At 38.7% G+C, this 23,655-nt stretch carries 27 protein-coding genes; 9 read left to right on the top strand and 18 right to left on the bottom strand.

Annotation, left to right across the window (positions count from 1 at the left end; translation table 11 throughout):
• Positions 1-135 precede the first annotated feature (135 nt).
• Positions 136-1,770 (top strand): thermosome subunit alpha, encoded by a 1,635-nt coding sequence (gene thsA, locus V7O61_RS05210; RefSeq protein ID WP_023844105.1) that lies wholly within the window; start codon positions 136-138, stop codon positions 1,768-1,770.
• Positions 1,771-2,216: 446 nt separating this feature from the next.
• On the opposite strand, the gene V7O61_RS05205 is transcribed toward thsA, so the two are convergent.
• Both V7O61_RS05205 and V7O61_RS05200 read right to left on the bottom strand, forming a co-directional pair.
• Positions 2,217-2,813: a DUF2119 domain-containing protein gene (locus V7O61_RS05205; RefSeq protein ID WP_407282525.1), complete on the bottom strand. Its 597-nt coding sequence runs from the start codon at positions 2,811-2,813 to the stop codon at positions 2,217-2,219.
• 28 nt (positions 2,814-2,841) lie between these two features.
• Complete coding sequence (locus V7O61_RS05200) at positions 2,842-3,516, bottom strand: SAM-dependent methyltransferase (protein WP_023844107.1); 675 nt, start codon at positions 3,514-3,516, stop codon at positions 2,842-2,844.
• A gap of 91 nt (positions 3,517-3,607) precedes the next feature.
• Between V7O61_RS05200 and V7O61_RS05195 the strand changes: the two genes are divergently transcribed.
• A complete protein-coding gene (locus tag V7O61_RS05195; RefSeq protein ID WP_407282526.1) occupies positions 3,608-4,522 on the top strand; it encodes a bile acid:sodium symporter family protein in 915 nt (304 codons plus the stop codon).
• A 105-nt stretch (positions 4,523-4,627) separates the two neighbouring features.
• Here V7O61_RS05195 and V7O61_RS05190 read toward each other — a convergent pair whose 3' ends face one another.
• Positions 4,628-5,335, bottom strand: a complete 708-nt coding sequence (locus V7O61_RS05190; protein ID WP_407282527.1) for a hypothetical protein — start codon at positions 5,333-5,335, stop codon at positions 4,628-4,630.
• A 132-nt stretch (positions 5,336-5,467) separates the two neighbouring features.
• Entirely contained in the window at positions 5,468-6,982 is a 1,515-nt protein-coding gene (locus tag V7O61_RS05185; RefSeq protein ID WP_407282528.1) for a hypothetical protein, read from the bottom strand.
• A gap of 200 nt (positions 6,983-7,182) precedes the next feature.
• On the opposite strand from V7O61_RS05185, the gene V7O61_RS05180 reads away from it, so the two are divergent.
• A complete protein-coding gene (locus V7O61_RS05180) occupies positions 7,183-7,863 on the top strand; it encodes an HAD family phosphatase (RefSeq protein WP_048135707.1) in 681 nt (226 codons plus the stop codon).
• Here V7O61_RS05180 and V7O61_RS05175 read toward each other — a convergent pair.
• The 3 genes from V7O61_RS05175 to V7O61_RS05165 form a co-directional block, all read right to left on the bottom strand.
• Positions 7,827-8,936: an NADH:flavin oxidoreductase gene (locus V7O61_RS05175; RefSeq protein ID WP_407282529.1), complete on the bottom strand. Its 1,110-nt coding sequence runs from the start codon at positions 8,934-8,936 to the stop codon at positions 7,827-7,829. The genes V7O61_RS05180 and V7O61_RS05175 overlap by 37 nt on opposite strands.
• Positions 8,937-8,978: 42 nt before the next feature.
• Complete coding sequence (locus V7O61_RS05170) at positions 8,979-9,689, bottom strand: cytochrome c biogenesis protein (protein ID WP_407282530.1); 711 nt, start codon at positions 9,687-9,689, stop codon at positions 8,979-8,981.
• Positions 9,690-9,784: 95 nt separating this feature from the next.
• Positions 9,785-10,129, bottom strand: a complete 345-nt coding sequence (locus V7O61_RS05165; RefSeq protein WP_407282531.1) for a hypothetical protein — start codon at positions 10,127-10,129, stop codon at positions 9,785-9,787.
• Between the two features lie 321 nt (positions 10,130-10,450).
• Here V7O61_RS05165 and V7O61_RS05160 point away from each other — a divergent pair, with 321 nt between their 5' ends.
• The 5 genes from V7O61_RS05160 to V7O61_RS05140 all read left to right on the top strand — a co-directional run bounded on the left by V7O61_RS05160 (position 10,451) and on the right by V7O61_RS05140 (position 15,717).
• The gene (locus V7O61_RS05160) at positions 10,451-12,076 is read left to right on the top strand and encodes an ABC transporter substrate-binding protein (protein ID WP_407283421.1); all 1,626 of its coding nucleotides are present in this window, start codon (positions 10,451-10,453) and stop codon (positions 12,074-12,076) included.
• Positions 12,077-12,218: 142 nt separating this feature from the next.
• Positions 12,219-13,208 (top strand): ABC transporter permease, encoded by a 990-nt coding sequence (locus tag V7O61_RS05155; RefSeq protein WP_407347452.1) that lies wholly within the window; start codon positions 12,219-12,221, stop codon positions 13,206-13,208.
• Entirely contained in the window at positions 13,205-14,062 is an 858-nt protein-coding gene (locus V7O61_RS05150) for an ABC transporter permease (protein ID WP_407282533.1), read from the top strand. The genes V7O61_RS05155 and V7O61_RS05150 overlap by 4 nt, the downstream gene beginning before the upstream one ends.
• A 76-nt stretch (positions 14,063-14,138) precedes the next feature.
• Positions 14,139-15,116, top strand: coding sequence for an oligopeptide/dipeptide ABC transporter ATP-binding protein (locus V7O61_RS05145; RefSeq protein WP_407282534.1), 978 nt, complete (start codon positions 14,139-14,141; stop codon positions 15,114-15,116).
• A complete protein-coding gene (locus V7O61_RS05140) occupies positions 15,106-15,717 on the top strand; it encodes an ABC transporter ATP-binding protein (RefSeq protein ID WP_407282535.1) in 612 nt (203 codons plus the stop codon). The genes V7O61_RS05145 and V7O61_RS05140 overlap by 11 nt, the downstream gene beginning before the upstream one ends.
• 48 nt (positions 15,718-15,765) lie before the next feature.
• Here the strand turns inward: V7O61_RS05140 and V7O61_RS05135 are convergent, their stop codons facing one another.
• From V7O61_RS05135 to V7O61_RS05085, 11 genes are all read right to left on the bottom strand, one after another.
• The gene (locus tag V7O61_RS05135; protein WP_407282536.1) at positions 15,766-16,440 is read right to left on the bottom strand and encodes a heme exporter protein CcmB; all 675 of its coding nucleotides are present in this window, start codon (positions 16,438-16,440) and stop codon (positions 15,766-15,768) included.
• Positions 16,441-16,457: 17 nt separating this feature from the next.
• Positions 16,458-17,213, bottom strand: coding sequence for an ABC transporter ATP-binding protein (locus V7O61_RS05130; protein ID WP_407282537.1), 756 nt, complete (start codon positions 17,211-17,213; stop codon positions 16,458-16,460).
• Between the two features lie 53 nt (positions 17,214-17,266).
• The gene (locus V7O61_RS05125; RefSeq protein WP_407282538.1) at positions 17,267-17,941 is read right to left on the bottom strand and encodes a molybdopterin-dependent oxidoreductase; all 675 of its coding nucleotides are present in this window, start codon (positions 17,939-17,941) and stop codon (positions 17,267-17,269) included.
• Positions 17,942-17,956: 15 nt separating this feature from the next.
• On the bottom strand, positions 17,957-18,250 hold the full coding sequence (locus tag V7O61_RS05120) for a hypothetical protein (RefSeq protein WP_407282539.1): 294 nt from the start codon (positions 18,248-18,250) through the stop codon (positions 17,957-17,959).
• 282 nt (positions 18,251-18,532) lie between these two features.
• A complete protein-coding gene (locus V7O61_RS05115) occupies positions 18,533-18,931 on the bottom strand; it encodes a hypothetical protein (RefSeq protein WP_407282540.1) in 399 nt (132 codons plus the stop codon).
• Positions 18,932-19,016: 85 nt separating this feature from the next.
• Complete coding sequence (locus V7O61_RS05110) at positions 19,017-20,144, bottom strand: metal-dependent hydrolase (protein ID WP_407282541.1); 1,128 nt, start codon at positions 20,142-20,144, stop codon at positions 19,017-19,019.
• A 117-nt stretch (positions 20,145-20,261) separates the two neighbouring features.
• Complete coding sequence (locus tag V7O61_RS05105) at positions 20,262-20,690, bottom strand: hypothetical protein (RefSeq protein WP_407282542.1); 429 nt, start codon at positions 20,688-20,690, stop codon at positions 20,262-20,264.
• A 158-nt stretch (positions 20,691-20,848) separates the two neighbouring features.
• Positions 20,849-21,505, bottom strand: a complete 657-nt coding sequence (locus V7O61_RS05100; RefSeq protein ID WP_407282543.1) for a PEF-CTERM sorting domain-containing protein — start codon at positions 21,503-21,505, stop codon at positions 20,849-20,851.
• Positions 21,506-21,829: 324 nt separating this feature from the next.
• The gene (locus tag V7O61_RS05095; protein ID WP_023844126.1) at positions 21,830-22,123 is read right to left on the bottom strand and encodes a winged helix-turn-helix domain-containing protein; all 294 of its coding nucleotides are present in this window, start codon (positions 22,121-22,123) and stop codon (positions 21,830-21,832) included.
• 56 nt (positions 22,124-22,179) lie between these two features.
• Positions 22,180-22,401: a hypothetical protein gene (locus V7O61_RS05090; protein ID WP_407282544.1), complete on the bottom strand. Its 222-nt coding sequence runs from the start codon at positions 22,399-22,401 to the stop codon at positions 22,180-22,182.
• 118 nt (positions 22,402-22,519) lie between these two features.
• Complete coding sequence (locus V7O61_RS05085) at positions 22,520-23,023, bottom strand: PepSY domain-containing protein (RefSeq protein WP_407282545.1); 504 nt, start codon at positions 23,021-23,023, stop codon at positions 22,520-22,522.
• Between the two features lie 284 nt (positions 23,024-23,307).
• Here V7O61_RS05085 and V7O61_RS05080 point away from each other — a divergent pair, with 284 nt between their 5' ends.
• Positions 23,308-23,625, top strand: coding sequence for a hypothetical protein (locus V7O61_RS05080; protein WP_023844129.1), 318 nt, complete (start codon positions 23,308-23,310; stop codon positions 23,623-23,625).
• Positions 23,626-23,655: the final 30 nt, after the last annotated feature.

Raw genomic sequence — 23,655 nt, 5'->3', positions numbered from 1 at the left:
GGACAGCAGAGTGGTTAGTAATGGAAATAAGAGTCGCAATGTTTTTATAGAACCACATACAGTTAGTTTCACTCATACATGGAAATGTAGAATTATACTGATTGAATTTATTTATACTATTGGAGGTCCGAAGTCATGGCAGGATATGGTAATCAACAACAACCAATAATCATCGTTGATCCTAGTAAAGAGCGCACAACAGGAAAAGACGCATTATCAATGAATATCGCTTCTGCAAAAGCAGTTGCAGGTATTGTGAAAACAACCCTTGGTCCAAAAGGCATGGACAAGATGATGGTAAACATCATGGGTGATATCACCCTTACAAACGACGGTGCAACAATTCTTGAGGAAATGGAAATTGAACACCCAACCGCAAGAATGATTGTCGAGGTTGCAAAGACACAGGAAAAGATGGCAGGTGACGGTACCACCAGTGCTGTTGTAATGGCAGGCGCACTGCTTGATAAAGCACAGAAGCTTATTGAGACCGGTGTTCACCCAACGGTCCTTGTAAAAGGTTACGCAATGGCAACCGAGAAAGCTCTTGAGACACTCAAGAATTACGCAGTCACCGTTGAGAAAACTGACAGGGAAATGCTTGAGAAAATTGCAAACACATCCATCACAGGCAAAGCATCTGAAATGGCAAGGGGTCACCTTGCACAGATCTGTGTTGATGCTATCTATGCAATAGAGCATGAAGGAAAGGTCGATGTTGACAAGGACATTGTACTGGCAAAGGAAGTTGGCGGAACTCTTGATGATACCGAGCTTATCAATGGTATTTCAATCAGGAAAGAAGCACTCCACAATGAAATGCCACGCCGCATTGAGAATGCAAAAATAGCTCTTATTGATACTGAACTTGTTTTCGCAAAGACAAACACAACATCCAAGCTCCATGTTGACAGTGCTGAGCAGTTGTTTGACTTCAAGGAACAGGAAAAAGCAAACTTCAGGAAAACCATCCAGAAAATAATTGACACCGGAGCAAATGTTGTATTCTGTTCAAAGAAGATAGAAGATTATGCACTCCACTTCTTCAAGGAAGCTAACATGTATGCAACAAGACGTGTCAAGGATGAGGACATGGAAGTACTTTCATACTCAACCGGTGCAGCTCTTGTAAGGAACGTCAATGAAATCACAGCTGACGACCTTGGATATGCAGAACTCGTTGAGCAGGAAGACGAGCATGAGGAGAAGACCTATATCAAGGGATTCAAAGATGCAAAAACCATGACAATCGTCATAAAAGGCGGTACAGAGCATGTTACTGATAACATTGAGCGTGTATTTGATGATGCCCTCCACGTAGTAAAGTCAGTCTATGAGGACGGCACCATCGTTCCTGGTGGCGGAGCTTCTGAAATAGAGGTTGCACAGGCACTCAGGAAGTATGCAGCAAGTGTTGAAGGCCGTGAACAGCTTGCAATCGGGGCATTCGCTGATGCAATAGAAGAGCTTCCAAAAGCAATTGCTGATAACTGTGGTTTCGACACAATTGATACAATCATTAACCTCCGTGCAAAACACGGAACTGTGAAGAACGCAGGCCTTGATGTGGAGACAGGAGATGTTATTGACATGCTGGAAAAAGGCATTGTTGACCCTCTCAGAGTCAAGACACAGGCGATCAAATCCGCATCAGAAGCAGCACTTATTGTACTTCGTGTTGATGATATGCTTCGTGCAAAGGAACAGGCCATGATGGATGTCAAGCCTGAGCACAACGTACACAACTACGATGCAACAGGTATGCTGTAAAGAGGTTTAACCTCTTTTCATTCTTTTTTTGTTTTTATTCTTTTTTGATTTTAGCTTTATTATCCAGGCATTATTATGCTCTTTTCTGATTAGACCAAATGTTATTTGTAATAAATCGATATGTTGCGGCTAAATTACATATCATCTAAAAAATAGAAATGATTAATCATGATAAATAGCGAAACGTATATATACTATCGATATGTAGTATATCATGATAAATCATGACAGAACACTACTACAACAACAACATAAATCTTAGTAAATTTGCCGGAATGTTGACCGCCCTTGCAGCTGCAATGATGGTATACTATTCACTCATGGCATGATTTATATCCTGCCATGAGAAACTTTTAATTACAATAATTTCTTTCCTCCAAACCCATTTTGGCCAAACTGGGAACTTAAAAAAACCCATATGTTTTTGTAACTATGTTAATTCATAATCATATCTGATCATCTGAAAGACCATAGAACTTCTTATAATCATCAATTGCTTTTCTAGCTTGCTTCGGATACCTTTCAAGCATACAAGTAAGGAATTCATCCCGTGAAGTGAACTCCTTCATCTGATTGATTATCTTTCTTGCATATTCCTTTGAGACAGGGTTCTGTTTCTGAATCTCAAAAGTTAGACAAAGTGCATCCTGTGGGAAATATTTCCTGCGGATGTATGGTGCTACGGATCCCAGCAGTACATCATGGTCAAGTCTGCTAAAAGCCGGAACACCTATGCTTTTAAGCCGATTGACACCGGTTAAAGCCTCAAGATTTTCTGCAGAGTAGGAATGAATCTCAATGTAGACCTCCGGTTTAAGCTCTTCTACAGCTTCAATGATAGGAATGCCAATTTCTGAAAAATACCTGTCATCCAGTGTTGAGATATAAGTACCATTATTTACAAGCGGAATTACTGCAAGTGTACCTTTTTGCGGAGCTTCTATATTCTCAAGAATATCGGAGGTATCTCTCCATTCCTCACCATGCAGGCCTGCGACAAATAACCTGACAGGTTTTCCTTCTCCAAGTATCCTGTATGACATATTCTCAACTCATTTTTGGCATTTTGGATTATTTTCTAACATTATGTGCGGTTTTCTGTGCGATTATGTATATCTCCTGCCTCTCCGATTCCAGGACATCAAGTATCTTTACGCCAAGAGATTCAACCTTAGCAAGTATGGGTTTACTGTTCTTCTCTTTTCCCATTTTGATGACCTGAAGCAACTTACCGTTGTCCCTGAGCAGCGGTAACACTCTTTCAAGGGCTGCCAGAGAATCCATTGGCTCAAGCGTCATATCACTGAGAATCACATCAACATGCTCAGGTGACATTTCATTAAGAGGAATCTGGAACACATCACCAAACATCACGGTGACATTTTCCTTTTCATTTACAACTTTGCCAAGTTCATAGTCAAAGTCCCTGCTGAACTCCACTCCTTTTACTGATAAGGCTATCTCAGATGCCATCATCAGGAATCCCCCTGCACTGGACCCCAGATCTAGTACACGATCTCCCGGAGATATCACACCTGTTGCATCCTGAATTCTCTTTAGCTTGAAGTAGCCCCGGGGCATATCCAGACCTTCATCGACATCAATCTCAGAATCTGCACTGATGTCCTTTGAGGGTTTTTTGATGACTGTGCCATCAACCCTGACACTCCCGTTGAGTATGGCAGTCTTGGCTCGTCCTCGCGACTTAAAGAGTCCTGTTTCCACAAGATATGTATCCAGTCTCATGGTTCAATTAATAAGGAAACGTACTATTTATATTATAGTTCCACATTGAACGAAAAGTTTCACAAAAGATGCGTTTCTCAGGAACGATACAATGATAAAGAAATTCACCTCCCTCTTCCCGGTATGGGCTATTCTGCTTTCAGTTGTGGCTTTCATCTATCCTTCCATTTTTTCACCATACAAAAGTGCCATAACCCCGCTTCTGGGAGTTGTGATGTTTGGCATGGGCATCACCCTTTCTGCAAATGATTTCCTGCTGGTGCTCAAAAGACCAAAAGTCATTGTGCTCGGAACCGCATTGCAATATATTCTGATGCCACTTCTCGCATTCATAATTTCATACTTACTAAATCTCCCTCTTGAGATTATGGCAGGAATGGTGCTACTTGGAGCCTGCCCCGGTGGAACTGCATCAAATGTGATATGCTATCTTGCAAAAGGAGACGTAGCTCTGTCAATCACACTTACATCGGTTTCCACACTACTTGCATTCATCCTGACACCTGCACTCACATGGCTTTACATCGGACAGGCAGTGCCTGTTGCAGTTGGTAGTATGATGCTGAGTATAGTTAAAATAGTACTTGTGCCCGTGGCACTTGGAATTATCCTGAACACATTCTTTGATAAACATATCGAGCGTTTCAGGCATGCATTCCCTGCATTATCTGTAGCCACAATCGTGTTCATCATCGCAATAATAATCGCCCTGAACAAAGACAGCATCCTCGTTGCCGGAAAACTGGTGATAGTTGCTGTCATCCTTCACAATGGATTCGGACTTGCCAGCGGATACTTGCTTTCAAAGAAACTTGGTTTTGATGAGAAAGATGCAAGGACTATTGCAATAGAGGTTGGAATGCAGAATTCTGGGCTGAGCGTTGCTCTTGCTGTGAAGTATTTTTCTGCGCTGGCGGCTCTGCCGGGTGCTTTGTTTAGTATATGGCATAATATTTCAGGGTCTGCCCTTGCTGCTTACTGGTCACATGACAATGAGTTTAATTGATTTGTTAACTTCAAATGGAAAAACAGTAAAATTACTGTTTACTATCTTTTGCCATCTCTACGGTTCATACGCAGAATTTGTTTTAATCTCATGGAATTTAATTTATTACCAACATTCAGGGAAAAGAGGAATATCTAGAGCACAGTCATTCAAGTTATCTATGTATTTTTGAAATTCTACATCCTTAAAATCCATTCCTGAACGAACTCTATTATTAGTGATACCTTCTGTTATTAACTCAACAGTCTCTTTTGGTAATTTCAACTGATATGTTGCAATTAAAACTGACATTAATTCATAAATCTGTTTTGTGACGGCATAGTGATCCATACCTTTGAACGGATTATGAGCAAAATGATTTCTTTGATGTTGTACGAAGTCAAGTATTTCACGTGAACGCTTATGTTGATATGAAGGTAATTTTAATTTTAAGTCTTTTAAGACATAGATTTTTGCAGTTTCAAATGAGCGGTTTCCACGATTACTTTCATCTTTTGGATCAGCTCTGTATAAACTAAGATAATCATCCCAATTTATCTTTAAAGAACAAATTTTTAGAAGATATTCATATGCTACACCAAATAACGTGTAAGTTATCTTCATATCCATAAATTCTCTATTCTCTGCAACCTGTATCAGATAAAGAAATTTAGAAAACACTTTCATGTTATCATTTAGGAAATTCTCTTTATCTTCATCCTTGAAGTTATCAAACACACTATAATCATTATGAAAAACTCTATGCTCGTTGCAAATCCTATTTAGATCAAGATATCGATCAATGTTGATGTTATCGTTTTTCTTTGAAGACAAATTATGCACTCACCTAAAATATTGACAAATTATACACATATAGTTGCATATATAATTATATTAATTATTCTTTTTAATATGTAGCCTTAAAATATATATTCAAAATAGCAATCATATCTTAATCAAAATAATTCATAAGCTTGATGTTTTTGAAGTATTAAAAATTTTAAGCTCAGTAGGATCAGATAGTAGTAGCCTAATACTTGCTGTATTTCTATCATATTCAAGATTATCTTTTACTTCAGTTCCTATAGTCTGATTTAGTGTCACAATTGTTACATCATAATCATAAACTGCAAGTGTAGTGCCCTCAGCATCTAAAAAAACTGCAATGTTATCTTCTTCATCAAAATTAAAAAAGATTTTATTTCCAGATACCATTGTACCAGAATCTTGAAAAGTACTGACAGAATAACATTTGTTGTATCCTGTATTGTAAAAAGAGTAAATTATTGCAGTATCATAGTCTGAAGGAAATGTGTTTAAGCTATTACTCATGTCTATTGTTTTATCTGCAAGATTATTGCGTACTTTTAGCGTCAATGGCATAATAGTATTAGTTGTGGTGATTTCTAAAGCCTTGCCTGAATAACTAATATCTCCTAAATTATTTTCCATTAGACCAGTCATCCTTTCCGTCAATGGTTTTTGTTTTTCATTAACAAATACTAAAGGAACAATAGAGCCCATATTACTAATTGAAGTATGAGACACATTACTGTTTATTACTTGGAAATTGATTTCAAGAACAGTAACATTCTGTACTTGCTCAACGACTTCGTTTGGAGAAAAAAATAGTAATGCAACAACTAATAATATTGATACAAAATAAAATGCATATCTAACTTTTTTATTTTCATCTAGTATCCTTATATACTTGCTTCGTTGATTTTCTCTTATAGGATATATTTCATTTTGGTTCTTTAAAGGTGCAGATGGAAAATGAACTATCATAAATAGTACAGAAAACTCTATAAAAGCAACTATTATTGATGATACAAGTGAAAATAAATGAAACTCACCGATATTAGATGTAACAATTGAAATCTGGGATTTACTAAAAGCAACAACAGAAAAAGACACTAATAATATTCCTACGATAAAACCTTTTAATATATCTTTTATTTCCTTTATTTGTCTTGGGATTTTTATCTCAAAAGGTAATTCCAGCGAATCAAACAAAGAAAATTCTTTTCCATGAAGTTCTAGTAAATACAACATACGATATAAAAGTAAAATTGATAAACAAAATGAAGGTATCATGTAAGTACCATATTCAGGATATATTTCCCATGTAGTTTTAGGAAAAAAGCTATTTAAAATACTATATGTCCCTATGGCTAAAAATGAGACCGATAAATAATATATTAGAACTAATACAATAAATGAAACTATCTTTTGCTTAATAGTTTTCCATCTAAATTTTGCTTCAAATAATGCTAAACTTAGACAAGTAAAGATGAATATCATAGCAAAACTAATGAGGCTATATAAGAGAATATAATATTTGTTATATTCATTATTTTGATAAGAAATCACCACGTATAAAGGTAATATTAAAAATAAACAAAAAATAAAGGTGGATAGCTTATTTTTAAGATTATGTTTTTCTTTATCAGATGGTTCTAAGATTTTCTCATCACCCATAATTAATGCATCTATATGGTATTATTTATATTGATTGATTTTTGTGGGTCTGCGTTTGCAAGTTTATCACTTTTTTTGATATTAATACCTTTTTTTCTAGATAATATCATAAAAATACTATATGGTATATATACAAAACCTAAATTCACAAAACAAGTTTATACAATGCAAACCGATGCTTCTCCCACAATGGTGATGATTTGTTAAAGGCTGTAATATTCGATATGGATGGCGTGCTTGTTGATTCTATGTCAGATCATGCGGAAGCTGTCCAGCATATTTTTGATGAAATTGGCGTTGAAATGGATAAGCAGGATATCTTCGAGAGAGAAGGAGAGAGAACCGTTGACATAGTGAGATTCCTTCTTCAGAAAGGAAGCGCAGACGCATCACAATTTGACATATCGGATATCGTAGAGAGATATATTGAAGAATTTAACAGGATAGCAGAATTCAAGGTTTTTGATGGGATGCCAGAGTGTCTCAGTGGTCTTAAAGATAAATTCAAGCTTGCTGTTGTTTCAGGCTCAGACAGACCAATTGTTCAGGATATTATTCAATCCGAATATCCGGGAATATTCAGGGAACTTGTTACAGCCGATGATGTACAAAGAGGAAAACCTGAACCAGACCCATACCTTAAAGCAATAGAAATGCTCGGGATTTCAAGCCATGAAGCTATCGTGATAGAAAATGCACCAATGGGAGTTGAATCTGCCAAAAAAGCAGGATTATGTTGTATGGCAGTACCTACATACCTTGATGCTGAAAAATTCCATCAGGCAGACATGGTTATTGAAAACCACACCCGCCTTGTAGAGTTCCTGAATGAACTGGAACCGTCTTATGACTGTTCACGGTCGGATTTATCAAAATCGTAATTGCACTTAATTCCACTCTCATCGGAACACAGGTTACATGAAACACATTTTGCGACCTCAGTATCACCATTTTTGAACTTTGATACAAGGTCAGGTTCACAAATAAGAGGTCTGCAAAGTGACACCATATCGACATATCCGTCAGTTAATAGCTGTTCCATGACATACTTTGAGCGTATACCGCCTACAACCATTACAGGAACATCAACCGCTTCCTTTATCATTTTAGAATAGCCCCTGTAATATGCTTCTGCATCAGCAGTGTTTATTTTGGTTCTGAACATCTGCTGCCCGGCTTCTACAATTCCACCGCTGACCTCTATTGCACAAACGCCATTTGAGGCAAGGATCTTTGCTATCTCTACACATTCCGGTGCATCAAGAACATTTTTTGTACCCTCAGGGAAACCATCGGTTGCATTAAGCTTGACAAGTATCGGGAACTCATCACCTATCATCTCATGTATCCTGTCAATGATATCAAGGATAATCTGTGTCCTCTTCTCAGTTGAACCTCCCCACCTGTCCTTTCGCCTGTTTGTGTACGGAGAAATAAAATTACTGAGCAGGAAACCATGAGCTGCATGCAATTGAACTCCGTCAAAACCTGCTTCCTTTGCTCTTCTTGCTGCGTTGGCAAAGTCCTCTATGGTCTGAAGCACTTCTTCCTCGGTCATTTCCTCAGGAGTAGTACCATTCCTCTTGTTTGTAACAGCAGATGGTGCCAGTATCACAGGATTGTCGGCGGTCATCATTGTCTGCCTGCCACCGTGAACTATCTGGACAACTATCTTGCTTCCATACTCATGAACTCTTGAGACTATCTTCCTGTAAGGTTCTATGAATTTGTCATCATAGATTCCCTGCTGAAGGTTGTCACTTTTCCCATTAGGATTCACATATGCATATCCGGTTATTATAAGCCCGACTTCTCCACGTGCAAGCTCTTCATACATATCACCAATCCTGTTGGTCGGTGTGCCATCTGACTCTGCCATCCACTCATGGGTAGCGGAACGTACAAAACGATTAGGAACTTCCATATTCCCCAGCATAATAGGTTCGAACAACATGCATTAATATTGATAGCAGGAGCTTATATGCTTTTTCTTAGCTCAGGAACGCTGGTATTTCATTTCTTCAAGCTCTTCCTTCAATGCTTCATTGTTGATCCTGTAGATCAGCATTGAAGTAAATAGCAAAGCAAAAGCAAGCATGTTAACAGCAAGTGTCAACTGAAGTGAAGTTCCTTCAAGTCCACCACCACTGCTTCCGTATGATGAGCCACCAAACATCAGCGGGTGGGCTGAACGCCAGAGCCTGATGGACAGGAAACTGAGAGGAACTGATATGAAACCTACAATTCCAAATACAGCCGCAAGACGTGCTCTCTTTTCAGGTTCCTCAAGTGCCTGACGAAGCATCAGGTAGGCGAGATAGATAAGGAAAAGTGCAAGTGAGGTTGTAAGCCTTGGCTCCCATATCCAGTACCAGCCCCATGTTGCTTTGGCCCATATAGAACCTGTTACAAGTACAAGGAATGCAAAAACCACACCTACCTCGGCGGCAGAATGGGCAACGATGTCCCATTTGCTGCTGTTTCCTTTAAGGTGCATTATACTGGCAATAAAAACAACAGTGAACGCAAGATATGATACCATTGCAATTGGCAGGTGGAAATAGAATATCTTGAAACTGCTGTCAAGTATCTCACCGGCATTCCCTTTCATCTGGGGCACATAGAAAAATATCATCCCGATGGCAATTAACATAACAGGAGCCGTGATGATTGCAAGTATCTTTTCTTTTTTCCCGTCAATGAGCATGATTGTTCCTCTGCCTAATTAAAACTCCTTGTTTAAATGCTTTTCATACATCAAACATGCTGAAAATAATTGTTGAAGAACACCAGTATAACTTGTTATGAATTTTCTATCCTTAATCCTTTAGACTCCACAACTTCGACAAAAGCTTTAGAATTCTCCACAGTAAAACCAATTCTAGTTCTTTGAGTTGACATTTTGATGAAAAATATAAGATCCCTGCCTGACCTGTTCCAGTCCTGAGGGAACCAGGTTACAAAATCACCGGAACCCCAATATCGCCATTTTCCGTTAGCTAAAGTTGGCTGTCGTTTCTCTATTCTGAGTATATCCTGAAACTTCACGAACTTTGCCTGCCCTAAAGGAAAATAATACTTCTTAACCCGTATACCTTTGTCATCTACATCTACTAGTTTATCAGAATATATCAGATTAGCTTCCATGTTTCCTCAATGAACTTTGCCCTGTTACTAGGGTATTGTCTCCAAAATTTATATCCATAACGTTGGGACCTGATGAGAGATTGTATTATTCAAATGTGAAGAAGAGAACATAAATTGCATTCTGCAAAGTCTAGTATTACTAATAATAACAAAAGTATTAAATATAAAGATAAAATATCACAATTCGTTTATTGAATAAAAATAACAATAATACTTGTAATACTGCATTTTCTGGATTTTTTGATTTCAAATTCAAAAATAAACAACGGAAAATGTGAACAAACAGGTTGAAGCTAGAAAATTTATACAGGAGCATTTATGATGAAAAAGTCATTAGGCATTTTACTGGCAGGAATGCTATTAATCGGGGTAGTTGCAATTTCAGGGTGTACGGATAGCACAGTGGAAGTCGCAGGTACTGAAGAAACGATAACAAGAACAGATGAATTGATTGCTGCAGTCGGAACTCATGGTGGAGAACCTGAATCCGGTTTTAATCCAGTTACAGGCTGGGGTTATAATCATGAGCCTTTGATCCAGAGTACACTTTTTAAAAAAGACAGCACTGCATCTCTTATAAATGACCTTGCTATAGATTACTCAGTAAGTGAAGACGGTTTAACATGGACTGTCACAATAAGGGATGATGTAAAATTCCATGACGGTGAGCCACTTACAGCTGAAGATGTGGCATTCACATTCAATACTGCAGCAGATGCAAGCGGAGATGTTGATCTTTCAATGCTTGATGAAGCTACAGCTACAGATGATAATACTATTGAATTCAAATTAAACGATAATCAGGCTACATTTATCAACAAACTTGCAGTAATCGGGATTGTTCCTGAACATGCATATGATGAGAATTATGGTCAGAATCCAATCGGTTCCGGTCCTTACCAGTTCGTACAATGGGATAAAGGACAGCAGGTAATTCTGGAAGCAAATCCTGATTACTACGGAGATGAACCTTACTTCAAAAAACTCACCATTGTTTTCATGGAAGCAGATACTGCCTTTGCAGCTGCTAAATCCGGTCAGATAGACCTGGCTGAAATCCCGGCATCCTATGCAAATCAGGAAGTTGACGGAATGAAAATAGTAGCTCTTGAGTCTATCGATGCCCGTGGAATTAGTTTCCCTACACAGCCAGACACAGGTGAAACATCTGAAGATGGATACGCTATTGGAAACGATGTCACATCTGACATTGCTATCAGAAAAGCACTTAACATCGGAATTGACAGGCAGACTCTGGTAGATGGTGCACTGAACGGACAGGGTGAAGAGGAATTCACAGGTGTTGACAAGTTACCATGGGGAAATGAAGAAGCTATTATTGAAGACGGAAACGTTGAGGAAGCAAAGAAAATATTAAGCGATGCCGGATGGGAAGATACTGACGGTGATGGCATTGTAGAAAAGGACGGCGTTAAGGCTGAATTTACTCTCCTGTACGCTGCCAGTGCACAGGAAAGGCAGGCTCTCGCTGTTGCTGTTTCTGAGGAAGCAAAGGAGCTTGGAATCAATATAATTCCTGAGGGTGCAAGCTGGGACAAAATCGATACCCTTGCTCTTTCAACCCCTGTTGTTTTCGGTTACGGTTCACTTGACCCAACCGACCTATACTTGAAATACTACAGTGAAAGCTACGATCCTTCAAGCTACAACAACATAATAATGTACAGCAACCCGACCGTAGATTCCTATTTAAGAAACGCAATTACCAGCTCAGACCAGGATATTGCAAATGAGAACTGGCAACTGGCAGCATGGGACGGTGAAACAGGATTCTCTCCAAAAGGCGATGCTACCTGGATGTGGATGGCAACACTTGATTACCTCTATATCATGGATGAGGACCTTGACATAGGAACTCCTAAAATACAGCCACACGGCGCTGATATTTTTGGAAATATCCTGGAATGGAAACGCACGGAAAACTAAATTTGAGGTTTCGTGAAACTGAGGATAAATTATCCTCAGTTTAACCTTTTTTAATGATTTAATTGGCTTTTCAAAAATCAAATCCACAAGAAATCACACAAAACCACAAACTTGCCGGAATGGATATTGGAGGTTAAAAATTGTGAATTACAGGAAATTAAGTATTTTTATGGGGAAAAAAACCCTCAAATTAGTTTTTCTTTTAATTGTTGTTTGCATAGCCAGTTTCTGGATCGTGGAGCAATCACCCATCGATCCGGTCAGGGCCTATATAGGGGAAATGAGTATTCAGCCGGAACAAAAAGCAAAGCTGGAAGAATATTGGGGTGTAAACACTCCTGCTCATGAAAAGTTCCTTAACTGGGCTGAAAATTTACTAAAAGGAGATCTAGGCACTTCACTGATATACAGGATGCCTGTGACTGAGGTTGTTAAAGAACGTTTTACAGCTTCTCTTATACTTATGGCTTCTTCATGGTTGCTATCAGGAGTTCTGGGTTTTGCTTTAGGAATACTAGCAGGAATGAAAAACGGAACCCTGATTGACAAAGCAATAAAAGTTTACTGTTATATTCTGCTTGCCGCTCCTACATTCTGGCTGGCATTGATATTCTTACTGATATTTGCTGTGAATTTAGGATGGTTCCCTGTAGGGCTCAGTGTGCCCATAGGTGTTGCAAGTGAAGATGTGACCTTTTTTGACCGCATTCATCATTTGATCCTTCCGACTGTAACCCTGAGCTTACTTGGAGTTGCCTCTATCGCGATGTTCACTCGTGAAAAATTGATAGAGGTCATGGAAAGCGATTATGTGCTATTTGCAAAGGCAAGAGGAGAAACAGGATTTGACCTGATAAAAAGACATGGGATAAGAAATGTTGCACTTCCTGCCATTACATTACAGTTCTTAGGATTCAGCGAATTATTTGGTGGAGCCGTTCTTGTTGAGCAGGTATTCTCATATCCCGGTATCGGTCAGGCTGCTGTTGCAGCAGGTTTAAGATCTGATGTTCCTCTACTTTTGGCAATTGTCATCATCAGCGCATTGTTCGTCTATTCAGGAAACCTGATAGCAGATATAATCTATGAATTTGTAGACCCCAGAATAAAACAGCAGGAGAGGAGAACATGAGCACTGCTGTTGCAAATGTTAACAGGGGACTGTTTAAAGGGTTCAACCTGCGCCAGAAAACAATCATGCTGATAAGTTGTCTGTCTTTATTATTACTTTCAATTGTGATTTCCAGTTCATTCATAGACGATAATGCATTGTCAACTGATTTTCAATCAAAGAACCTTGCACCTTCTCTTGAACACCCATTTGGGACTGACTGGATGGGAAGGGATATGTTTGTGCGAACTCTTGGAGGACTGGGATTAAGTATAGTCATCGGAGCCTTGGCTTCCTCTATCAGTACTGTGTTCAGTGTGATCTTAGGTTTATTTTCCAGCATAGGTAAAATCGAGGATTCAATTGTATCATGGCTGGTTGATTTATTCCTTTCAATACCACATCTTCTGTTGATTATTTTGATTTCCATAGGACTTGGAGGAGGAGCAACAGGTGTTATCATGGCTGTTGCATTAACACACTGGACAAGTCTCACACGTGTTGTAAGAGCAGAAATCAAGCAGATAAAAACCCAGGAATATATCCATATATCAAGGAATTTTGGCAAATCCAGATGGTGGATAGCTAAGAAACATATTCTTCCTCACCTTGTTCCTCAATTTGTTCTGGGTACCATTATAATGTTCCCACATGCAATACTGCACGAGGCTTCAGTAACTTTCCTTGGTTTCGGGCTTTCACCACATCAGCCTGCAATTGGCATTATCCTGTCAGAATCAATGAAGTATCTGTCAGCAGGATACTGGTGGCTTGCATTTTTCCCGGGATTATCACTTCTGATCGTAATTCTTGCATTTGACCTGATCGGAGAAAATATGGGAAAGATACTGGACCCGAAAAGAGCACATGAGTAAGTGAAAACAAATCATGAATTATCGGTAAATCAATCTATCAAACAATAAGTCAATCAAATTATTAAAGAGGTGAAGTATGACAAATACATCTCAAATTAACGCTGAAAAAAAGGAGAAATCTGAAGCCCTGCTAAAGGTCAAGGATATTTCCCTTTCTTTCATTCAATATGCTGCGGGACTAAGGCAAACAGAGCTAAAAGTGATATCCAATTTGAGCATGGAAGCTTACAGTGGTGAGATTCTAGCTGTTGTTGGGTCCAGCGGTTCCGGGAAAAGTCTCCTGGCACATTCTATTTTAGGTATTCTTCCATCAAACGCAAAGCTTACTGGCACTATGGAATACAATGGCCAGAATCTAACTCAGAAAGAAAAAGAGGAACTCAGAGGTAAGGAAATTGTCCTAATTCCACAATCAACCACATATCTTGATCCTTTGATGAGAATTTCCAGTCAGGTCATAGGAAGTGTTGATGATAAGAATTCAGAATCAAGGAAGAAGCTTCAGAGAGAGATATTCAAGAAATATGACCTGAAACCTGAAGTAGAAAAGATGTTCCCTCATGAACTTTCAGGAGGAATGATAAGAAGAGTCCTTGTTTCAACTGCTGTGATGAGTTCCTCAAAGATTGTGATAGCAGACGAACCAACACCTGGACTGGATGAAAAGAACCTGAATGAAACTCTGGGATATTTCAAGGATATGGCAAACAAAGGATATGCAGTTATCCTCATAACCCACGATATTGAAGCTGCACTAAAAATCTCTGATAAGATCGCTATCTTTTACGCTGGTACAATTCTGGAAATTGCAAATACAGATGACTTTTCAGGGGAAGGGGAAAAACTAAGGCATCAATACACGAAGGCACTATGGAATGCCCTGCCACAAAACAAGTTCCAGGCTATAAAAGGTCATCAACCAATGCAGGATGAAGTGCTTGAAGGATGTTTCTTTTATGAAAGATGTACTACAAGAGGAGAAGTTTGCTCAAAGTGCGTTCCTGAGTTAAAAATGTTCAACGGCGGCATGGTGAGGTGCAATAATGTATCTTAAAGGCGAAAATATCAGTTTCGGATACAAAGAGAACAATTTGATCCTACAGGATGTGGACATTTCTCTGGGCAGCGGAGAGGTGTTGGGACTGGTGGGAGACAGCGGATGTGGCAAATCAACCTTAAGCAAGATACTGGCTGGATATGAGAAAAACTACAATGGGAATGTAAGTGTAGACGGAAATAAAATCTCATCTAATGGATATAATCCTGTACAGTTAATCTTTCAGCACCCTGAAAAAGCTGTTAATCCTAAATGGAAAATGAAGGATATACTGAAAGAAGGACATGATGTTTCCCCAGATATTCTGGATGCTTTTGGAATTAAGGAGAACTGGCTTAACAGGTGGCCTAATGAACTTTCAGGGGGGGAGCTACAGAGATTTGCTCTTGCAAGGGCCCTTGGACCAAAAACAAAATTCCTGATAGCTGATGAGATTACAACCATGGTAGATGCCATTACACAGGCCCAGATATGGCAGAGCATTTTAGGCATCGTTGAAGAACTGGATATCGGAGTTCTCGTTGTTAGCCATGATAAAAGTCTGATCAACAGATTATGCCATGATGTTTTGTATATGTCAGACCTGAATAAATGTTGAATTTTCTTTTTTAATGTGATAGGAATCAATTCTGATAATTCAGAATTCCTAATCCATCACAGTATATTCAAACACAAGCTGTCCCACAACAAAGAATATCAGGTCATACACAACAAGCAACCTGAGTTCCGAAGCAATACTACCAATTCCACCGTCTGTGAGTATTGACCCTGTTGCCATGACAGCAGGAATTATCACAGGAATTATTAATGGCAACAAAAGAACCGGGAGCATTATTTCCCTTGCTCTTGTGCTTGCTGACAATGCTGAAAGCAGGGTTCCAACACTTACAAAACCGAAAGTTCCCAGGAAGATTACAAGTGCAAGTCCCGGAATACCACTGATGTTGTAGTTGAACAAAACGATGAAGATTGGTATTGTGAGCAATTCAACAATGAACATCAGGACAGCATTTGATATTGTTTTCCCGATGTAGATTGAGCTTCTGTCGATAGGTGAGAGTTTCAGTCCTTCAAGACAACCGTTTTCCATCTCACCTGCAAAAGAACGTGAAAGTCCAAGGGTTCCTGCAAAGGTGAAAGCCACCCAGAGAATGCCGGGAGCAAGTTTTCCAACAAGTTCTGTCTGGCTTAGAACATCACCGAATGAGATGCTGAAAATAACTATAACGATAAGCGAGAAGATGAGCATGGAATTGAGCATCTGTTTTGTGCGAAACTCCGACCTGAGATCCTTTGCTGCAATGTAGAGGCTTTTCTTCATAATCTCACCACAGTACTTTAGACGTTACTAATGCCCTCTGCATCGGTATCCTTTTCCACTATGGAAAGGTACCTTTCTTTGAACTCTTCCAAGCTTTTAATTTCAGTTTTTAGTTTATCGAAGCAAATTTCTCCCCTATCCATTATGAGCATGCGGTCGCATAGTTCAAAAGCACGCTCGATATTGTGGGTTATCATAATCCTTGTAACATCAGAATCTCCGGTACTCATGAGCACACGCTCAAAATTAGCAGCAGCATGCTGGTCGAGTCCAGTATATGGCTCATCCATGAGTAAAATTTCAGGCTGGTGCAAAAGTGCCCTTGCAATTGAAAGCCTCTGTTTCATTCCTCTTGAAAATGAACCGGCACGCTCATCGGAACGCTGAAGAAGATTTGCACTTTTCAGAATGGAATCAACTCTTGAGTCGATGTTATTATTCTCAATTCCGTACATCCGGGCAAAAAAAACAAGGTTCTCCCTTGCTGTCAGTTCATCGTAAAGATAAGTATCGTGTGAAATAGCACCAATCATTCCCCTTATTTTATCAGGGTGCTTTTTGGCATCAATTCCATTAACAAGCACACTTCCCCTGGAAGGAGTGATGATTGTGGACATTATTTTGAGAAGAGTGGTCTTACCGGCTCCGTTAGGACCGAATATTGTAACAAACTCACCTTTTTTGATCTCAAGGTTGATATTGCTCAATGCTTTCCTTCGCCCGAAGCTCTTTGAAAGACCGTTAATTGAGATGATGCTGTCCATTGGAGCCATTTGAGCTATATTTACAGCTTCAGGTTATATAAATTAACGTTCCGGCCTGCAAATTATCTTTCAAATGCAGGTCCACCAACATCTGCGTTGTTGTTGTAGCCGGCAGTTTCCCAGTATCCTTTGTAAGGCTCATCGGTAACCTCTATTGAAGTAATCCATTTTGCCCATTTGTAGCCGTATTTACTCTCAGCTACAAGCTGTAGTGGAAATCCCCTGTCTGCGGGCAGAGTGATATCGTTTAGTTCATAGGCAAGCATGATGTCATTGTCCACAATGTAATCAAAATCAAGACTTGTGGAATAGCCATCGGCTGAGTAGAATATAATTGTAGTTGCACTGTTGTTTACACCGGTCTCGTTGAACAATGTGTTCATGGTTACACCGGTCCATTTTGCATCGAATCCCCATCCTTCAACACAATCCATGCGCACGAACCTTGAAACTGAAGGATATGCAAGCAACTTATCATAAGTAAAGCTCATGGGCTTATCCACCATTCCATAAATCCTGAGTTCGTATGTGTCCTTATCTATGTACTGGGTACCTTTAATCCCATTATTTCGTTGTTCTGAAATGGGAGTCAGTTCCTTTCCGTCAAAAACAGTAGCTTCATCTGATGTATTGGTTTCTTGCTGCTTCTGCTGTGAATCTTCAGTACATCCACTAACTGAAAGAACCAGAATCAATATACAACTGACTAAAAGTTTAAATTGTCTGAGTTGAACCATGATTTACCCCCTGACTCAGATACATTCGAGAAGTTCTATTCCTTTGTCACTCAAGGAATATTTGTCCTCTATAAGATTCAGGAATTCCCCATTAATAAGAAACTCTGTGTGATACTTGAACACCTTTTCATCAAGCTCCGTATTTTCCAGAATCTCACTCCTTGTAGCTCCAAATACACCAATTGCCCTGATAAGTTGACGTCTTATTGGATGTGAAGCTGCCTTGTGAGCAAGTTCATGTTCGGCTTTGACCCTTTCTCTTTCTGAAGGCTTTGTATCAAGAAGACTATCGAGATCGTCATCCAGCATTTCCTACTCCTCCTATTTTCATTATGAAATTATAATGTAAAAAGTGTTGTGCAGGAAATACGTATACTCTTTGGTAAAAATCATAAAACAAAATAAAAAACTTAGAAACTAAGACCCGGAATAGTTAAGAGAAAGAATAATTAAGAGAAAAGAACTCAGATGCTTGCTTTCGCACTTCATTTATATTTAGGAGAATATAAATGCTGGCGGTTGAAAGCAAACAATTTAGTTAATGCAAGAGGGTGCATTTATCTGAGGGGATCGTTGGTGCCAGCATTTATATTAATGTGATATAGCCACTGCTTTTTCTGTTGTGCAGACATGTTTTATCTCCATTTCAGATGCTTTTTGTGACTCTTTTGCGACGATTCCCGGGTCAGCAGGCAGAAATGTAAGACTTCCATTTTTGTATCTCATGGGAGATCCGATTGCCTTGTAATACTCGTTCTTAAGGCTCTGTATTGCCGCTACCACGGTTTCGTTATCATACTTCGAATTGCCAAGGTTTGCAAATGCTACGCCAAGCAGCAGATTATTTGCATGCAAAGCAAGGTGCAATTGCCATGTGTCCTTGTCAACGAACTCATGAATTTTAATATCCATAACCAAATTGCTCTCATTTTCCCTCAATGTCACAATCTCCTTGTAATTGACTGCAATCACTACATTATATGAACTCATATAAAAGTAGTTTGTTATTATATTTAGAATGATGTACATGAATAAAATTAGCATGTACTTAATACTGAACATCATGTTCACAGAATCACTCAAACATGCCCACTGGCAGTGGTTTGTTATACTGAACATTCCTTTTCAGATAAACATCATAATTTTCGCTATCAGTATAGAATACAAAAATATATTCAGTCTTAAAATAAGCCCAGTACTGAGCAAAAGGATTACGTGCATCACTTAGAACTACAGTGACATTGGAATCATAAGTGGAAACATTATACACCGGGTAGTCTACCTCTCCCGGAAGACTTGAATTATACAGTAACTGCGCTCTTGTTATGTACGTAGCAGAGGAATCCTGATCACAATAACACTTGTCCACAAATCTTTCTTTATCCACACCAGACCAGTAATTTGAAATGAGTATTTTATATGTGGTCTCATTGAACTCATAAGCTGAAAGAAAGATTCCAGGAGAAATAGGATAAGAATCCTGATAGCTGATTTCGTGACCTTCTGTCTTTTCAAGATCTGAAACCAAAACTGCTTTTGCAAGCGGATTGAAAACGCACCATATGACAAATATTGTCAGTAATTTCCTGTAAAGCGACCTGTGTTCACCTTTTGAACTACCATTAAACCAGCCACCATTTACCTGAAGAAGCGAGCGTATATGAGAATTTACTTTTGAAGATGAATTATTTCTATTACCAAAAACACCATTGTTTTTGTTTGCACGGACACGACCCAGCATAATATAGAACAGCGGTATAAATGATATGACCGTGATCAGGGGATCGAAGAAATCAATTGCACCTATTGTTGACGTTTCTTTTATGAAAGGAAAAAGTGGCCTCATTTTCCAGCTTGTAACATAATCCAGATATATATGGCTCAGTATGGCAGCACCTGAAGCGATAATAAGCATCCGGTCTTTTTCCCGATACCATATATAAATTGTTACAAACAAGGCAAAAATAAGGGAATGCATGAACTCCCTGTGACCCATCATATAGTAGAGAACGTTATACACCTGGTGATTAAGGTGTCCGTCTATTGCAAGGAATAATACATTCAATATGAAATCCAGATCAGGCAGTATTGACATGAAAGCAACTATTTTTATCTGCCTTTTATTTAGTCCTGCAACTGATGCTATCAGTAACCCGATTCCCAGATGTGACAGTGTATTTACCATCCTGTCATCTTCACCCAATATAAAATATGTTACTATTTCTTTTTATATTTTTGGAGGATGCTGGATAATTAAATGTCCAAATGCCAGATTTAACCAATATAAGATCTGACAAACTAGTATTTGCCTAATATGTACCTAAAACTTGCCTAAGGTTTTAGCCATAAGTCTGTGAAACCCATGAATACTTGCTCCGCTTCCAAGATACATCATAGGACATCTTCCGGTGATTATCCTGAGATTTGGATCATATTCCAGGTGATTAACATCACAGGTATCAGTCTTCCAGTGAACCCAGAAATCAATAATTCCCTTTTCAGCCAGCTTCTCAATAACTCTTGCAGGTTCCCGTTTCGTAATGCCTATAACCACATTCCTTACACCATCAGGAACCTCTGGTATATTCTGGATTGAACCTTCAACTGGCTTATCAGAGTAATCAAGCACTGTAACTGCTCTCCCTCTTTTTTTAAGTTCATCAATTGTCCATTTAATGGCAGGTTTCGTACCATCTGTAATAACCAGGAAATTATCCCTTTCCCAGAACTTTTCCTGCTTTGTAAGCATGCTATACTTCCTCTTTTTACTTCCCTGAAAGAAGTTAGATGTCATGATATAAGAGTTCTTGCGAAAAAGCACTAAGGAGATGCTTCAGAATGATAAAAAGGAATAAAGAGCAAAAAATTGAAAAATATATGGCGAAGTTATTATTCGCCAATTAATGTTTACTCTCTTTTGAATACGAAAGCAAGTCCAATAATTGCAGCTATTGGCAGAGCAATTGTTGGGAATTCTGGTATTTCCTCTGTGTTTGGAACATCTGCTGTGACCTTGATGTCAAGGAAACTTGCTGTTCCGCGGTCTCTTCCCTTAATTGCGATAAGGTTTGTACCCTCCAACAGTATGCTGTCATCTACTTCAAACACAAAACTGCCCAAACTTGGACATCCTTCATGTGTCTGCATACCATTTGATACATCCACACCGTTGACAAAAATCTGAACATCGTTGTCAATGGCAACAGAAATCTTCATATTACTTGTGCCTGCAGGAAGATTGAGTTCCTTTCTTACAGCAATATATGTGTTAACTGGCCATTCCGTCTTTACATACTGTTCATCTGTGAGAACACAACCAGAATAGATTGAACCAAAACCTGCAATTCCTGAAGCAAATTCGGAATCATCAAAATTAAAGGTTGTAAAGTCATCTGATTCATCTTTGTCAATGATCTTGTATTTGTAACCAGAATCACCATAAGGGATGACAACTGTGTCTTCAGTAGCCATTGCTGTCATCGACAGTGTTGCTGTGAGAAGAAAAATACTTACGAGTGAGAGAGCGAAGACTCTCTTAACATTGAAATTCGTTTTTGTTTTCATGCGTACCACCATTCGGACCAGACACCGAAAGAACATGACAGAACTCCATATTGCTTTATGTGCAGATATGCAATATGTCAGAAATTTCTTTCAGCATTGAACCGATCTTGTTGGCTTTAAAATGCGTGAGAAGTATATAACAGTTGTGATATTGTGCACCATATAAAATTACTACAATAGATATAATAAGAGAAGTTTATCCCAGCACGATTTATAGATCATACCAATGAGATATATTTAGTATGCAATAGCAGATTTCAACTAAAAATGAATTCAAAATAAAAAGATTGCTTTTTGTGCGAAAGCAGAAAATGGAAGAAAAAATTAACTGAATATTTCATCCAGGTCTTTAAGGCAAATATCAACATCGAACTCTTTCAGTTTGTAGAATTTCTTGGCACGGTTATCATTATCCTCAAGTCTCAGGTCACTTTCAACAAAACCGGCTTTTTCCAGCCTTTTCAGGTGAAGCTGGATGACCTGACGTGACAGATCAAGATCCTTTGCCAGATCATATATGTATCTCTCCCTTTCTGAGAGCAGATACAGGAGTTTTAACCTGACCGGATGAGAAATAGCTTCTCCGATAGTTATTATTTGCTGAAGTGTTTTTGTCATCTGAGAACCTGCCGTACTTAGTTCTGTAATCTTAAATAAGAGAACGGATAATTGATCTAAATATCATCAAGTTTATCCTTTATATCCTGAACCATTTTTTTGACGTCCTCTACATCCTTTTCAACCCTGGCAAGACGTTCATTGTTTTCTGAGCCGCCTGAACCGGACTTATTCAGAAGTGTAACTGTCACCCAGACAACTAAAAAGATAATTATTATGTTCAAAAGCAGACCCCATATTCCAAAACCATACATGCCAGTGCCCATCATATCATACATAATTAGTTTCACCCTTAAAAATTTAAAAATTATATTTCTAATAAGGAATTATATGGAAAGATGAGTATTACTACTTTTCTACCTTCCACACTTGTTTATTGAATCCTGGAGACACTTATCAGTACCTATAACCGCAGCCGCCGGAACCACCGTAGCTTCCACCACGCATGCCACGTCCACCCTGATAGTACTGGCCCTGATATGTGGCATCTGCATAGAAGTCTTCGATTACTTCGCCAGTGTAGGCATCTATACGACCCTGTTTTACAGTATCATCTTCTGTGTAAGTAAATACCCACCATCTTCCCATCTGGTAGACACTTGATTCTGATATATCCTGTCCGGTTACATCTTCTGCAATAGTAATAGCATCATCTATATTGTCTACTTCAATATCAGCTGCTGCTCCATCAGTTACATATGATCCATAAACCGGGCAGTCTGCATATCCATAACCGTTCATGTATCCATTTGCATATCCGACACATTGTCCAGCCCATCTGGACATCTGTGCGAAGAAAGTAGTGTCATCAGTATCATCTGTTGCTGCGCTTGCCATCCCAATCCCTGCAATTGCCATAATAAGCATTCCAGCAAGGAGGATTGTTGTAGTTTTTTTCATTTTTTACACCTTCCTGTATCGCAGGAATATATCATCCTGCATATGTAGCCTTAACACTACATATGTATGACATATCAGTATTTAAGCATTGTGTTTAACTGCGAACATAGACAGCTTTTTAGCAGTTCTGAAAAGCTCTGGAAAAAACAGAGAAGAAATAAGAGTATACACATTAAATATTACCAAGAAATTAAGATATATGATAAAATTTATTACGACCTATTGTCTATTAACTTGAAAATAATCTAACTTTTTCTAAAATAAAGAAAATGAGCGTTTTAAGAATGGATGAAGAAGAAACCATAGAAGCGTATGCAGTCACAGACTCAAACATTGTCAACAGACTTACTTCATTTTTAGGAATACCATTTATTATTGTATTCGGATGGCTGAATAACAAATATGTAAGCGTTTTTTCAGTGGAACATAACGACCACAGGCTTGTTGTTCTATATTCAGGAATCTGCCCGGTTATAAAAAATGACAGACTTCGAATTACAGGCAAAATGAGTCATGGAGGGAAAATCGGAGTATATGGCATGATAATGACGGCCTATAATATCGAAAATCTGGACACCGGAGACATATACGAAAAAATATGAACCTTATAGGTAAATTAATGTAGAAAAATC

The sequence above is a fragment of the Methanolobus sp. WCC1 genome, assembly GCF_045690315.1.
GTDB lineage: Archaea > Halobacteriota > Methanosarcinia > Methanosarcinales > Methanosarcinaceae > Methanolobus > Methanolobus tindarius.
Note: the sequence above shows the minus strand (reverse complement) of the source record. Positions and strands in the feature narration are given on the sequence as shown.